10 protein-coding genes are annotated in these 14,895 nt (G+C 40.5%); 6 read left to right on the top strand and 4 right to left on the bottom strand.

Annotated features, from left to right (window positions below; genetic code table 11):
* The first annotated feature begins 877 nt into the window (after nucleotides 1–877).
* Nucleotides 878–3,298, top strand: coding sequence for a sucrose synthase (locus V7K61_RS11460; protein WP_335053448.1), 2,421 nt, complete (start codon nucleotides 878–880; stop codon nucleotides 3,296–3,298).
* Between the two features lie 53 nt (nucleotides 3,299–3,351).
* On the opposite strand, the gene V7K61_RS11465 is transcribed toward V7K61_RS11460, so the two are convergent.
* Both V7K61_RS11465 and V7K61_RS11470 read right to left on the bottom strand, forming a co-directional pair.
* On the bottom strand, nucleotides 3,352–3,906 hold the full coding sequence (locus V7K61_RS11465; RefSeq protein WP_335053435.1) for a peptidoglycan-binding domain-containing protein: 555 nt from the start codon (nucleotides 3,904–3,906) through the stop codon (nucleotides 3,352–3,354).
* A gap of 644 nt (nucleotides 3,907–4,550) precedes the next feature.
* Nucleotides 4,551–5,267 carry an ROK family protein gene (locus tag V7K61_RS11470; protein ID WP_335053436.1) on the bottom strand — a complete coding sequence of 239 codons (717 nt, stop codon included), beginning with the start codon at nucleotides 5,265–5,267 and terminating at the stop codon, nucleotides 4,551–4,553.
* A 350-nt stretch (nucleotides 5,268–5,617) separates the two neighbouring features.
* On the opposite strand from V7K61_RS11470, the gene V7K61_RS11475 reads away from it, so the two are divergent.
* Nucleotides 5,618–6,121: a 2TM domain-containing protein gene (locus V7K61_RS11475; RefSeq protein WP_335053437.1), complete on the top strand. Its 504-nt coding sequence runs from the start codon at nucleotides 5,618–5,620 to the stop codon at nucleotides 6,119–6,121.
* Between the two features lie 191 nt (nucleotides 6,122–6,312).
* Here the strand turns inward: V7K61_RS11475 and V7K61_RS11480 are convergent, their stop codons facing one another.
* Both V7K61_RS11480 and V7K61_RS11485 read right to left on the bottom strand, forming a co-directional pair.
* Nucleotides 6,313–6,879: a phycobiliprotein lyase gene (locus V7K61_RS11480; RefSeq protein ID WP_335053438.1), complete on the bottom strand. Its 567-nt coding sequence runs from the start codon at nucleotides 6,877–6,879 to the stop codon at nucleotides 6,313–6,315.
* 75 nt (nucleotides 6,880–6,954) lie between these two features.
* Nucleotides 6,955–7,635, bottom strand: a complete 681-nt coding sequence (locus V7K61_RS11485; RefSeq protein WP_335053439.1) for a HEAT repeat domain-containing protein — start codon at nucleotides 7,633–7,635, stop codon at nucleotides 6,955–6,957.
* A gap of 335 nt (nucleotides 7,636–7,970) precedes the next feature.
* On the opposite strand from V7K61_RS11485, the gene V7K61_RS11490 reads away from it, so the two are divergent.
* The 4 genes from V7K61_RS11490 to V7K61_RS11505 form a co-directional block, all read left to right on the top strand.
* Nucleotides 7,971–8,984 (top strand): zinc-dependent alcohol dehydrogenase family protein, encoded by a 1,014-nt coding sequence (locus tag V7K61_RS11490; RefSeq protein ID WP_335053440.1) that lies wholly within the window; start codon nucleotides 7,971–7,973, stop codon nucleotides 8,982–8,984.
* A complete protein-coding gene (locus V7K61_RS11495; protein ID WP_335053441.1) occupies nucleotides 8,977–11,232 on the top strand; it encodes a pentapeptide repeat-containing protein in 2,256 nt (751 codons plus the stop codon). Before V7K61_RS11490 ends, V7K61_RS11495 begins: the two co-directional genes overlap by 8 nt.
* 544 nt (nucleotides 11,233–11,776) lie before the next feature.
* Complete coding sequence (locus V7K61_RS11500) at nucleotides 11,777–13,123, top strand: P-loop NTPase fold protein (protein WP_335053442.1); 1,347 nt, start codon at nucleotides 11,777–11,779, stop codon at nucleotides 13,121–13,123.
* The coding region (locus V7K61_RS11505; protein ID WP_335053443.1) for a tetratricopeptide repeat protein at nucleotides 13,080–14,895 on the top strand (1,816 nt) is incomplete at its 3' end. The genes V7K61_RS11500 and V7K61_RS11505, both read left to right, overlap by 44 nt.

A 14,895-nucleotide genomic window follows, 5' to 3' on the forward strand; every position in this document is an offset into this window, starting at 1 on the left:
TTGGTAAAGTCGGGAATCTAACCTTAGAAGTGTTTGAACGCATATTTAACTGTTAAAAAATGCCTAGAAGAACGATCAAAGTCAGCCCAAAGAAGGCAAGTAAAGACATAATCAAAATGTTGCCTATACTGTGGTCATAAGCTGTTAACTTATCTGTATTGGTAGCCATATAAATCAACCAAATTTAAACAACTTTTGCCTAAATTATAACTATGGCAAATCAATACTAGTCTGTTTTTGAATAAAACTTGATTTTAATTCATTTAAGTTGAACTAAATAGTTAAACTAGTTAAACTTCAGCGAAAATATTAACTTTTGTTTAAAATATTTAAAAATAGAGTATGGCAATACTATTACTTATTCCCCCAATTAACGCAATATATGAATCATCTTTTATTTTTGAAATTATTTACCTTACATACAACAAATTTCAAGTTGGTGAACTACACAAGCTAAGTCTCAAAGCCTATTTTCCTTCTTTTAGCGCAGCGCAGCCCATTCTAACTCCTGAATTCTACTGTATGTGCCGATCATCAAAATATACGCAAATAAATGATATAGTAAAGATTAAATAAAGCAATTGAGGGCGTGATAATTTGTGCCCTAAATATTATGATGCAGTTATTTACTAACATCTATCAAAAGAAATAAAAATTGTATTCCTTTGGTGAGATCCAAAAACACTGAGTCATAGATACTTTAAGTAAAGTAGAACATGATTTAAGTGCCTACTAAACAGTTGATACTTATAGGTACACAGATGAATTATATTTATCTGTGTTGTTTCGTGTTTATATATGTCTAACAAAAAGTGGAGGCTTATTTGTCTCGTCTTGAAAGTTAACAATGCAAACATCGTCATCTAGTGGAGTTGCTATGTCTGAATTACTTCAAGCAGTCTTAGATAGTGAAGAAAAAAGTGATTTACGTTCCTTTATTAGTGAATTACGCCAGCAAGAAAAGAAGTACTTACTACGGAACGACATACTCAATGTATATAGTGAGTTTTGCTCCAAATCCCAGAAACCTGAAGGCTTTTACACTTCCTCGGAGTTAGGCAAACTCATTTACTATACTCAGGAAATAATTCAGGAGGACTCAAACTTCTGTTTCATCATCCGTTCTAAGATTGCCAGCCAAGAAGTTTATTGGTTGACATCAGACTTAAGCATTGAGCCGATGACGGTGCAGGATTTGTTGGATCTGCGCGATCGCTTGGTGGACAAATTTCATCCTAACGACGGCGGCTTGCTAGAATTGGATTTCGGCCCGTTTTATGACTACACCCCAGTCATCCGCGACCCCAAAAATATTGGTAAAGGGGTACAATTCCTCAACCGCTATCTATCCAGCAAAATATTTCAAGACTCCAAACAATTGCTGGACAGCTTGTTGAATTTCTTGCGCCTGCACCACTACAACGGTGTGCAACTGCTAGTCAACGATCGCATTCAATCACAGCAGCAACTTTCTGAGCAAGTTAAGAAAGCGATCAGTTTTGTTAATAATCGCCCCGCAGATGAACCCTACGAACAATTCCGCTTCCAATTGCAGTCAATGGGTTTTGAGCCGGGTTGGGGTAACACCGCAGCGCGAGTGCGGGAAACTTTAAATATTCTTGATGAACTGATTGATTCTGCCGATCCTCAGACCCTAGAAGCATTCATTTCTCGTATCCCGATGATTTTTAGAATCGTCCTGGTGTCAGCTCACGGTTGGTTTGGGCAAGAGGGAGTTTTAGGGCGTCCCGATACCGGTGGTCAGGTAGTTTACGTCCTTGACCAGGCAAAGAGCCTAGAGAAGCAGCTACAAGAAGATGTCCTGCTTGCAGGTTTAGAGAAATTGAATGTCGAGCCAAAGGTAATTATTCTCACCCGCTTGATTCCCAATAGTGATGGTACCCTTTGTAATCAACGGCTAGAAAAAGTCCACGATACCGAAAATGCCTGGATTTTGCGAGTGCCTTTACGGGAATTTAACCCTAACATGACTCAAAACTGGATTTCTCGGTTTGAGTTTTGGCCTTATCTAGAAACTTTCGCCATTGATTCCGAAAGAGAACTACGGGCAGAATTTCACGGCACACCTGACTTAATAGTTGGAAACTATACTGATGGGAATTTAATAGCATTCTTGCTGGCGCGACGGTTGAAAGTTACTCAATGCAATGTTGCCCATGCTTTGGAAAAATCTAAATACTTATTCAGTAACCTCTACTGGCAAGAATTAGAGGAGAAATATCATTTTTCCTTGCAATTCACAGCTGATTTGATTGCGATGAATGCTGCCAATTTTGTGATTAGTAGCACCTACCAAGAAATTGTCGGAACACCAGATAGTGTGGGACAGTACGAATCTTATAAGTGCTTCACTATGCCTGAGTTGTATCATGTCACCAATGGCATTGAATTATTTAGTCCCAAATTTAATGTCGTACCGCCGGGAGTAAACGAAAATAATTACTTCCCCTACACCCGAAATAAAGACCGGGTAGAGAGCGATCGCCAACGCCTTGCCGAAACCCTCTTTACTCTCGAAGACCCCACACAAATCTTTGGTAAACTCGACGATCCTAACAAGCGCCCTCTCTTCTCAATGGCGCGTCTTGACCACATCAAAAACCTCACAGGTTTAGCTGAATGTTATGGTCAAAGTAAAGAATTACAAGAGCATTGCAACTTAATTTTGGTAGCGGGTAAATTACGCGTCGAAGAATCAGGCGACAACGAAGAACGTGACGAAATTATCAAACTCTACCAAATAATTGACCAGTACAATCTCCACGGTAAAATTCGTTGGTTGGGTGTGCGCCTGACTAAAACTGATTCTGGTGAAATTTACCGAGTCATTGCCGATCGTCAGGGAATTTTTGTACAACCAGCTTTATTTGAAGCTTTTGGTTTGACAATTTTAGAGTCGATGGTTTCAGGATTACCGACTTTTGCCACACAGTTTGGTGGGCCATTAGAGATTATTCAAGATAAGGTGAATGGCTTTTTAATTAACCCAACGAATTTAGAGGAGACAGCCACAAAAATTGTGGACTTCATCACAAAATGCGAACAAAATTCTAACTATTGGAGTGAAATTTCCCAGCGAGGAATTGACCGAGTTTACAGCACCTATACTTGGAAAATTCACACTAGCAAGCTGTTATCATTAGCACGGATTTATGGCTTCTGGAACTTTACTTCCAAGGAAAATCGAGAAGATTTATTGCGCTATATCGAGGCTTTGTTCTATTTAATTTACAAGCCAAGAGCGCAACAGCTATTAGAACAGCACCAGTACCGTTAATTTGTCATTAGTCATTTGTCATTAGCCAAGGACAAATGACTAAGGACAAATGACTAAATTGTTAGCGCACTCCAAGTTCGTTGACCAACTACTCCATCTACACCTAAATTTTGCTGGTTTTGAAAGGCTTTGACAGCAGTCTCTGTTAGTGCGCCAAAAATCCCATCTACTCTCACAGCATAACCATTAGATACTAATAACTGTTGTAAGGCTCTGACAGCAATACCAGAACTACCAAAATAAAGAGTCGGTAGAGGTTGGCTACTAAACTTCTGGAACCTTCCTGTAGCCTTTGTACGGACTTTACCTCCAGACTGAAAAGATTTCTTAGGCTTACCTAAGTTAGAAGAAACTAGTCCCAGATTCTTTTTGCTAATTTTCTGAAGTATGTGTTCTTTTTCTGGTTTCAGCGCTGAGAGAGAAGCCTGATAAATCTCATCTATCTGCATAAATTCAGGTGGCGTAACTTTAGCAGCTATCTCTAACTGACTCTGTTTTGACTGGTTTAGGTCATTTTCCATCTGAAATAATTGCTGCTGTGGCAAATTGGCCCCAGATGCTTGTCTTATTGTTAATACGCCCGTCATCATCAGGCCAATTTCATTCATTTTAGTTTATTTTATTTCAAGCAATTTTTTTAACCAACAACATTATTGTTGTCCGGGATAGTACATACTGACCAAATAAAAAAGTCATGTACTAATTTTTCCAGATAATATTTTCATGTTCATATTTGCTCACCTCCGATTCCATTTAATCAGATTAATATCATTAATCAAGCCATCAAGTTATCAGACATCCTATCTAAATCAATGGGTTAGACAATAACATACTATACGATCGCCAGGGAATGCCATCAAACAAATTTACCTTTCAGTTAAGGATTATTGGTCTTTGAAGACGCGATAAATCGCGTCTCTACAATAAGGGTTTTGGGTTTATCTGAACTGTATTGCAACTTATGTCGCTCTTTCAAGCTATTCTCGAAAAGCGCACACTTTCACCTCAAAAGAATGAAACCGCACAACCTTGTTGCACGGTATGGAATTTGAGTTAAAGTTTAGATACTACATGAAAAAATTACACAGGGGCACTGAACATCATGTTTGTGCAATTCTCTTATCTAATCTGTGTTAATTTTTATATCATTTTGAAACTTTGAGAAAGAATGCACCTTACTCAAAAAGTGTGTAGGCGTAGGCCGCCCTTAGATATCGCTTAGTACTCTCAGTTGGGGATATTGAAAAACTTTTTACCTTTTTTCATCTCGCCACAAAGCAATACCGCCTAATAAACCAGTGATATTGGGGATGAGTTTGACATTTAACGGTAGCTGTAAATTCACTTTCACCGCTTCACCACCGCCAATGTAAAGGTAGTCATAATTAAACAGATGTTGCAAAGATGCGATCGCTTTTTCTAAACGCCTATTCCATCTTTTCTCACCAATTTTTTCTAACTCTGCACGCCCCAACTGCTCCTCAAAAGTCTCTCCTTTGCGAAACGGATGATGCCCCATTTCCATATTTGGCACTAGCTTGCCATCCACAAATAAAGCCGAACCAAACCCCGTACCCAGAGTAATCACCAATTCGACACCTTTACCTGCGATCGCACCAAATCCCTGCATATCTGCATCATTAATCACCCGTACAGGCTTGTTTAAGTGTTTTAATAATGCTGTTTCCAAATCAAATCCAATCCAATCTGGATGTAAGTTTACCGCTGTTTCCGTAACTCCACATCGTACTACACCAGGAAAACCGACCGAAACGCGATGAAATTCACCTTGAGCGGCGGCTAAAACTACAATTGCATTAATTACAACCTCCGGTGTCGCAGGTTGAGGTGTATCTAAACGCGCTCTTTCTGTTACAGGATGCCCCGTAATATCCAAAACCATAGCCTTAACACCGCTACCGCCAATATCAACCGATAGGGTACGAATCGATCCATTTTCTTCAACCATTGAGTTACATCCTTGTTAATGCTTGTTATTTCGTTATTATGCTCTGCTGCATTTGATAATATCTGGATGTTTGGAGAGTCTTTAGATTGGGGGAGCAGGGGAGCAGGGGAGCAAGGGAGAAGGTTGCAGTAAATTTTTCCCTCTGCCCCTCTGCCCCTCTGCCCCTCTGCCCCTCTGCTCCCCTGCCCCCCTGCCTCTTTACCTATACCCAAAGTTAAAAATCCCATACATTCAATGCCGGACAGCATCTAGATTTGTTAATCTAAGAATAATAGAGATAGTACTGGCGTAGCTGCTTAAAATCTATCGGGTAGCAAATTTCTATTAAAAGTAATATAAGAGAAAGAATTATGACGGCGTTTGAACCTCAAAGCATCCGCTCGTATAGCCAAGAAGATGTCCAACAAATTCTGCACTTAGCGATCGCTCGTCAAGCAGATGATAAAGACACAGAATTTTCTTATGAGCATATATTAGAAATTGCTGCTGAGTTGGAAATTTCACCTGAGTCTTTAAAATTAGCAGAACGCGATTGGGTCTTACAACAGGGGCAACTCCAACAGCGGAAAGCTTTTGACGCTTATCGCATCAGAAGATTTCAGAAACGCCTAAGCAAATATGCCATTTTCAATGGCTTTTTGATACTGCTTGATTTAATCACAGGTGGCGGAATTTCTTGGTCGCTGTACATTTTACTATTCTGCGGATTGCCTGTAGCGCTTGATGTCTGGAATACCTTTCAAATCAAAGGTGAAGAGTATGAAATGGCATTCCAAAAATGGAGTCGTAACCATCAGATTAAAAAAACCATCAGCACAGTTTTGAATAAGTGGTTTAAGGTATTACAGGCTTAATCAAAACTTTCCCTAAACCTAATCCATTTCTACTTAATTCCACCCAGAAACCTACGGTGTACACACAAGTCTGAAATAGCTGATTAACCAGGGTTTTACCCCACCCTAACCCTCCCCTTGGAAAGGGGAGGGAACTAGATTTCTTTTTCCCCCCTTTCCAAGGGGGGATTAAGGGGGGTAATATTTTGCGATCAACTAGATACTGAATTAGCCGCCTCGGAAACCTTCTCGGCTGGTGGAAAGCCACCCATGCGAATCTCAGAAGTGAAGGAAGTGATACTAAATCCGCCTAAACTTTTGAGGACGTTTACCCGCATTCGCAAATTGGGGCTAGCAAACCACAGCCGTTCCTCTGAGAAGATGGTTTCATCCTCTGTAGTTAGGATCAAAGCACCATCACTGTCAAATTTATAGCGTCCGGGAACTGGAGTTTTATTGGCATCAACTATTTCTCGGAGTAAACTGCCTTGGGCCGGATTATCCGCATCAGGTACCGAAACTAACACAGTTGAACCACTATGTTTTGCTTGATCCTTATCCATTGTGCCGTTCCAGGTAATTTTGGTAGCACAGGAAGCAGAACTAGGATTAATGTTGTAACTTTGACACAGCTTGATAACTTCTGGACGATCTAATGCCAGCGCCTCAATGATGATATCTGACTTGCTATGTTCCGATTGGTTAAAAGCCAAATGTTGACTAGTACGATGAGAAAACCATTTACCAGTACTTAACTGAAAAAACTCTTCAATATTCATGAATGAAATTACCCTGCATCAAAATGCTAAAATTCCCACTTAATTATTATTAAAAGGTAACAGGAGGCTTTAATATTAAGCTTGATTGCCTATTTCCTCAAGCTTCTTGAGGCCAATTCTGGCTGCCTCAGCAACGTTGAAATGATTGTCTTTTTCCAGGTATTTTAAAGCTGATACACTCTTGGGAGTGGGAAGATTTCCCAAGGCTTCTGCCAAACGCTGCCTGACTAACCAATCATCTGATTCGGCAAAGCGCAGGATCTTATCTACAGACTCGATGTCTTTTATTTCTCCCAGTGCAGAGATTGCAGCTTGTTGTAACACTACTTCTTTGCTATCCAATGCCTGAAGAAGAATTTGACGGGCACGAGGATCTTTAATATTACCTAGAGAAACAGCTGCACTAAAGCGTACTAGCCAATCAGTATCTTCATAAAATGCCCGTGAAAGCACCTCAAAGGCTCTAGCATCACCCAAATATCCTAAAGCACCGGCGGCATCAGCGCGTATACCATAATCGGGGTCATTTTCGAGAATTTTTACCAAAATAGAATAACATTCTGGTGTTGGCTTGATTCCCAGAGCAAATATTGCCATCGATCGCAGTTGCAAAGATTCATCATCTAGTACCTTTTTAATTAAAGGGACTGCATCCTCAGCCGCAACATGACGCAGATTAGCAAGGGCTACCATGCGATCGCGTAAATTCGGACTTTCTAACTGAGTAGAAATTTCTTGTAAGCTTAGAGCTGCCATTTAGTTCAAAGCGTTTTCTTTACTTATCTTAATTTACCCGATCTGTTCATCAGGCTGCCGCCATCGTGAAGTAGGAGTTTGGCGACTTTACAAAATGCCTCAATTATGAGTAAAGAATAAACAAATATTACTTACGTGAGATTATATATTGAAGTTAGCAGTAATTAAGGGATAATCTTCAAAGCTTCAGTCGCTTGTTTTTTGTTGAATGTAGATGTAGGGCGATCGCGCCTGATCGTCAAAAATCGCAGTTTTCCCTCAAACATAGCTCTGCATCTACCCTCTTACGTTAAAGTTGCATAAGAACGTGCATCTAAAGCCAGGAGGAAAGAATTGTGAAAGCAGTCTTGATGACAGCAGCTGGCAGTCCCGAAGTTCTGCAAGTACAGGATGTGCCAAACCCCGCTGTTCCTGTCGGGAATACTGAACTTTTAGTGCGTTTGGTAGCGGCTGGCATTAATCCCATTGACACTAAACTTCGGAGTCGAGGCAGTTTCTACCCCGATCGCACGCCGACAATTTTAGGATGTGATGGTGCAGGTATTGTTGAAGCAGTGGGTGCTGGCGTTCAGCGTTTTCGCGCAGGTGATGAAGTATATTTTTGCTATGGTGGCTTGGGCGCACACCAAGGGAATTACGCTGAATATACCGTTGTGGATGAACGGTTTGTGGCACGTAAACCCGCTTCCATCTCCTTTGCCGAAGCAGCAGCAGCGCCTTTAGTATTAATCACCGCCTGGGAAGCTTTATATGAACGGGGACGATTAGAACCTGGGGAACGGGTTTTGATTCATGCCGGTGCTGGTGGTGTCGGCCATGTAGCAATTCAATTGGCGAAACTCAAAGGTGCTACTGTTTCCACCACCGTGGGTTCAGAGGAAAAAGCTAATTTCGTCAAAGAACTCGGTGCCGATAATGTAATTTTTTACAAACAAACAGACTTTGTGCAAGCGGTATTAGATTGGACTGGTGGCGAAGGCGTAGACTTGGCTTTTGATACCGTAGGCGGCGAAACCTTTCACAAAACCTTCCCCGCAGTGCGAGTCTATGGCGATATTGTTACCATTCTCGAACCAGATGCCAATACTGTTTGGAAAACTGCTAGAACTCGCAACCTCCGCATTGGTTTAGAATTAATGCTGACACCAGCCTTACTAGGATTACAAGATAGTCTCCACCATCATGCAGAAATTCTCGAACAATGTGCCACGTGGATTGATGAAGGCAAATTAAAAATTCATGTCAGTCACAAATTTCCCTTAAAAGAAGCAGCTAAAGCCCACCAATTAATTGAAAGTGGGTCTGTGGCAGGTAAAATTGTTCTGCTGATTAGTGACGAATTTGCATAATTTATCTTTTAAACGCAAAGGTACGCAGAGGTTAAACGCAAAGGTACACAGAGGAGTTTCTCTGCGTACCTCCGCGCTTCCCTTAGCGTTCCTTTGCGTTTTACTCCTCCTCCTCCCCCTACCAGCTTGGGCCGCACAAACACAACCAGAACGCACACCCTTAACCCTAGAATTATTACAAGAACGACTACGCACACCCATACTCCGCGAAGGCAATTTAACCGTAGATTTGCAGAAAATGGCGATCGATTTGCGCCCAGAAAACGCCAGTTTTCGTGATGCTTTTTACCAACTGCTGCGAAAAGAACTAGGTACAAAACCTTTAGGTTTAGACCTCAGCTACGCTTTGATTCTGGGGGATTTTGTCGGTAGCGATTTAGGTTTAAGAACACCATTATATGCAAAAGCGATCGCACCCATTTTCACCGCTACCGAACAAGAAAAACTAGAACGTTTGCGCTTCGTTTGTCTAGAGTCACTCGCGATGTCTACGACGGGCTACGCCTACGCTTTACCCAACTCTAAAGATTGTCGATCGCTTCTGGGAACAGAATCAACCCCAGCCAGTGAAATCGCCGTCTTTCGTGGTGTCTTAACACTGGTACAAACTCGCTTCAACGGCGAAGTGAAGTTCTCCAATACATTTTTTCTTCAGTCTGTGGATGCCCAAGGTGCAACTTTTCTCCAACCCACTAACTGGACTGAAACCAGATTTGCTCGTCCTGTTAGTTTTACCAGTGTTAACTTCCAACAACCAAGCAATTTTCAGGGCAGTATATTTTTTGAAAAAGCTAACTTTAAAAAAATTAAATTTCGGGAACTGGCTGATTTTCAAGGTAGTATCTTTGAGACAACTGCCAACTTTAACCAAGCAACTTTTAAACAGTTGGCTAAATTCAATAGTGTCCAATGGCAAGGGAATGCTGATTTTTCTGAAGTGGATTTTGCCAATCAAGCCCAGTTTACTAAAGCCGATTTTAATCAGTTCCTCCTTTTAACAGAAGCGACTTTTGAGCAATCTGTAAGCTTCCGAGAAGCGGAGTTTAACCAATTAGTAAATTTGCAAGGTGCGAACATTCTGAACCAAGCAGATTTTAGTGATGCCAGGTTTGCTAAAGAGGCTTGTTTAAGCGTACCTGGTTTAACTTTTAACTCCAACCAAGCGAAAATTTTAGGTAATCCCGGTCAGATTGGTCAGATGTTCTGCATCCCAACATTGCAAGGTAATCAAAACGTCTTGCGGAATTTGGGGCAAAATTTCCGTCAGCAACAGCAAGTTGCCGATGCTAATGAACTGGAATATACAAAACAACGACTGCGGTTAATCGAGTTTGGGCATCGTTTGACGGCTACCAATATTAATAGTGCAACTGTTGCTAGTTTGATTAATTTGGGTTTTTCTGCAACTCAAGCCCAAGCGATCGCCCAGCGTCGTCTGGTAAAATCCTTTCGTAACAGTAGTGAGTTACTCACCATAGCAGACATCGATTTAGAAAAATATACCCAACTAAGCGATCGCTTAATTGTTGGCGAAACCCTTTCTATAGTTGGGTGGTTATTGCAAGCTTGGAGTTGGTTGGCGTTGAGTGTGTTGCTGTTGTTGAGTGGCTATGGGACAAATTTTTGGTTAGTGTTTGGGGTGGGAGGATTAGCGATCGCTTATTTCGGCCTACTATTTTGGCTAGTAGATCGCTATCGTCGGCTGCATCCCGTACCAATTATTCCCACATCCTACGAAACCATTTCGATATTAGTCAGTTTTAGCGTTTTAGAATTCTTCAGCTTACTAGCGATCTTTCGCAATGCTGAACAACCTTGGCTGACATTGGGATGTCTGTTAATAATTCTTGTCCCCGTCCCAATGGCTTTATTAATCCGACTTTACCAACAAGGTCGTTATCATGACTTAATGGACGTTTCTTACTTCACAGAAGACGGCACATTTCGCCAGTTACGATTATTGATTGGACGTTTACCAGTGATACCAAGGAATCAAACCTTTCGGGAACGATATATGCCTCTCTTGTGCGATCGCCGTTGGAACTGGCTCAACTATTATGATTTTAGTCTCAACAATCTAGTTAAATTAGGATTTAATGACATTCGCCTGCGAGATGAACACTTACCTGGTATTATCTCTGCACTTGCTTGGTATCAATGGAGTTTGGGTTTAATTTACATTACGCTGGTTTTGTGGACACTTTCGCGTACAATTCCGGGGTTGAATTTACTGATTTATCTGAAGTAGCTGATTGCGCGATTAGATAAGCGGAGCGTCTCGCAGAGAAGTGCGGGCTACGCCTACGCACTATAGAGCAACTCATAAGTTAATTACAACAATTGCTGCAATGATTTAAACGTTTCTTATACATGAACAAGCAATTGTTGCAAAGCATGAAGCCTTTGCAGCAATTGCTTATACATTTCTTGGAAATACTTAAACCTTTCTTATACATGAAGGAGCAATTGTTGCAAAGTATGAAGCATTTGCAGCAACTGCTTATACATTTCTTGGAAATACTTAAACCTTTCTTATACATGAAGGAGCAATTGTTGCAAACGCTTCAATTTTGGCAACTAGTTTTCAGGGTTAAGCGAGTTACGAGTGCTGATACCAAGGAAAGGGGAGCCAAAGCATAGCTTTGGCTCTTTGGGATGCAATGACTGTAGGAATCCTAACTAATTTCCTTTCCTTGCGCGCGGAGTTTTATGAGTCCTATAGCTGTATTTGCTAAATTTGATGGGCGATCGCTTAAAATTTAAAAGTTGGTGATTGTTATCTGCTCAAAAGAATGTCTCACTCAAGTTTTCAGCGTGCAAATACTCTTAAAGCGGCTTTTTTGGCTTGTAATGTTGAGCCGCTTGAACCAGCAGAAATGGAACGGTATTATGTCGATTTGTCGCTGGTGCGGAAAACTTCGGCTATTGATAATGTCAGTACAATTTTGGATTTTCAAGAAGCAGGTGATTTTACAACAATTTTATTTACCGGCCATCGCGGTTGTGGTAAAAGTACAGAGTTAAAAAAAATTCAGAGTCTTTGGGAAAACAATTATCGGGTTATTTATTTGGAAGCGAATGAAGAGACAGATATTAATGATACCCGGTATACAGATTTATATTTGATTGTAATTAAACAAGTTGAATTTGAATTACGAAAATTAGGTTTAACTTTTAATCAAGCTTTATTAAAAAGTTTTGAATCATGGTTTAAAGACATTACTCAAGAAAACGAGCAAAGTGTCGAAAAATCAGTCAACGTCGATGCAGAAGCAACTCTCAGCCCTACTGCGCCATTTCTCGCCAAACTAATGGTCAAATTGCTGGCACAAATTAAAGGCTCGGACAAGCAAAAGACAACTATTCGGCAAACTCTAGAAAAAGATTTATCTCGCCTCAAATCTGATACTAATCTGTTATTAAGCGACGCTTACGCAAAATTGCGGCAAAAATTTCCTCAATGTAAAGGTTTATTAATTATCTTCGATAATTTAGATCGGGTTCCTCCTGTCGTAGCAGAACATTTGTTCTTTGATTATGCGGCTCAGATGCAAGAATTAAATTGTACAATCATTTATACAGTACCAATTTCAATTCTTTGCTCACCGAAAAATCCCTTAAATCAATTTGATGGTGATCCTCATATTATACCGATGATTAATATCTATAAATTTGAACGGCATAAATGCGATTTAAATTATCATCAGACGGGCTTAGATGCGATGGCAAGTGTAATTGAAAAGCGGGTTGATATTGATGCAATTTTCGAGAGCCGTAATCAATTATTAGAATTAGCAAAAGCAAGTGGTGGCCATGTGCGTCAGTTAATGCAAATGATGCGCTCTGCATGTCAAACAGCGAGTACCCGAAAACATGCAAAAATTATCTCCGAAGATATAGAGTATGCAGTTAAACAGCAACAATTTAGTTTTGAGCGGTTTATTCCTGAAGAACATTATGCTCATTTGGCTCAGGTTTGTTTAACTAAAAATGTCAGTAAAGATGAAATTGGACAATTAATGTTATTTAATACTTCCGTGTTGGAATATAACGGCGATAAACGATGGAATTATCCAAATCCGGTGGTGAAGCGAAATGAGTTCTTCCAAGAAGCTCTCCAATCAGCACAAAAACAGTGAACTTCAAGCCGAAATAGGTAAATTTATTGCCTATAATAAAGATGAATTTGCTGAATTGGTGACATTTGTCGATTTTGCAGAAAAATTTACATTAGGTTTTATTGAAATTAATTTTACACCCGACATAGACCTATTAATTGCTGGATTGCAACAGAATCCTCAATGTCAAGAAATCCAATTTTTGGTTTTAGATTTTCCTGATGAGAATTTGCGATTTTTGCGGGATAAATTGGTGGAGCAATTAGCCAAAATTACTAAAGAAACAAATAAAAAACTTGTTTTATTAATTCAGAATTTAGAAAAATCAATTGGTGTTTTTGGAGATTATCCACCAGTTTTACAGGATTTAAACTTCGTCCGCGATTCCTATCGTCAAACCGTACCTCATCCGCTTTTATTTATCTTGCCAGATTATGCGATTTCGCGGTTAGCAAAATTTGCACCTGATTTTTGGGCTTGGAAATCAGGTTTATTTCGCTTTAAAACCACAGAATTGACTAGAGATAAAGCAATTGCCAATACTCTGAATACAGATATAAATATAGAACGCTTACCAACACCAAAACAACAAGAACGTATCGATTTATTACATAGTTTGTTGATGGAATATCACCCAACTGGAGAAATACCCCGCCCAGAACATCTCCGCAATTGCTGTAATATTTTAAATGAATTGGGCAAAGCATATTTAAGCCAGCACAAACCAATCAAAGCTAGAGAATATTTAGAAAAAGCTGGGAAAATTGCCAAGCAATTTCCTGATTATTCCTTACAAATCGAAGTTATCAATCAGTTAGGTAAAAGCTATCGGCAGCAACGACAGTTTGAAAGTGCAAACAGCTATCATCAACAAGCTTTAGATATTGCCAAAAAGCAGGAAAATCGTCGTGCTGTCGCCAATTCATTGCATTATTTAGGTAATGTCTCTCTGAATATGCGACAGTTCCACCAGGCACGGGATTATTATCAACAAGCCCTGGAAATAGATATCGAATTTGGCAATCGCTATTCCAGTGCTAGGACTTACCACCAGTTGGGAAGGATTGCCCAACAGTTGCGCCAATACGACCAGGCACGGGATTATTATCAACAAGCCCTGGAAATAGATATCGAATTTGGCAATCGCTATTCGAGTGCTAGCACTTACCACTACTTGGGAATGGTTGCCCAAGAATTGCGCCAATATGACCAGGCACGGGATTATTATCAACAAGCCCTGGAAATATATATCGAATTTGGCGATCGCTATTCCAGTGCTAGGACTTACCACTACTTGGGAATGGTTGCCCAAGAATTGCGCCAATATGACCAGGCACGGGATTATTATCAACAAGCCCTGGAAATATATATTGAATTTGGTGAGCCCTATTGGAATGCTAGGACTTACAACCAGTTGGGAAGGGTTGCCCAAAAGTTGCGCCAATACGACCAGGCACGGGATTATTATCAACAAGCCCTGGAAATATATATCGAATTTGGCGATCGCTATTCCAATGCTAGCACTTACCACAACTTGGGATATGTTGCCCAAGAGTTGCGCCAATACGACCAGGCACGGGATTATTATCAACAAGCCCTGGAAATATATATCGAATTTGGCGATCGCTATTCGAGTGCTAGCACTTACCACCAGTTGGGAAGGGTTGCCGAAGAGTTGCGGGAATACGACCAGGCACAGGATTATTATCAACAAGCCCTGGAAATATATATCGAATTTGGCGATCGCTATTCGAGTGCTAGCACTTACCACCAGTTGGGAAGGGTTGCCGAAG

Source organism: Nostoc sp., from assembly GCF_036918015.1.
Taxonomy (GTDB): Bacteria; Cyanobacteriota; Cyanobacteriia; order Cyanobacteriales; family Nostocaceae; genus Nostoc.

What these genes read in the sequence shown, in the direction of transcription:
- V7K61_RS11460 (WP_335053448.1), top strand. Translation starts at nt 878, where the DNA reads ATGTCTGAATTACTTCAAGCAGTCTTAGATAGTGAAGAAAAAAGTGAT.
- V7K61_RS11465 (WP_335053435.1), bottom strand. Translation starts at nt 3,906, where the DNA reads ATGAATGAAATTGGCCTGATGATGACGGGCGTATTAACAATAAGACAA.
- V7K61_RS11470 (WP_335053436.1), bottom strand. Translation starts at nt 5,267, where the DNA reads ATGGTTGAAGAAAATGGATCGATTCGTACCCTATCGGTTGATATTGGC.
- V7K61_RS11475 (WP_335053437.1), top strand. Translation starts at nt 5,618, where the DNA reads ATGACGGCGTTTGAACCTCAAAGCATCCGCTCGTATAGCCAAGAAGAT.
- V7K61_RS11480 (WP_335053438.1), bottom strand. Translation starts at nt 6,879, where the DNA reads ATGAATATTGAAGAGTTTTTTCAGTTAAGTACTGGTAAATGGTTTTCT.
- V7K61_RS11485 (WP_335053439.1), bottom strand. Translation starts at nt 7,635, where the DNA reads ATGGCAGCTCTAAGCTTACAAGAAATTTCTACTCAGTTAGAAAGTCCG.
- V7K61_RS11500 (WP_335053442.1), top strand. Translation starts at nt 11,777, where the DNA reads ATGTCTCACTCAAGTTTTCAGCGTGCAAATACTCTTAAAGCGGCTTTT.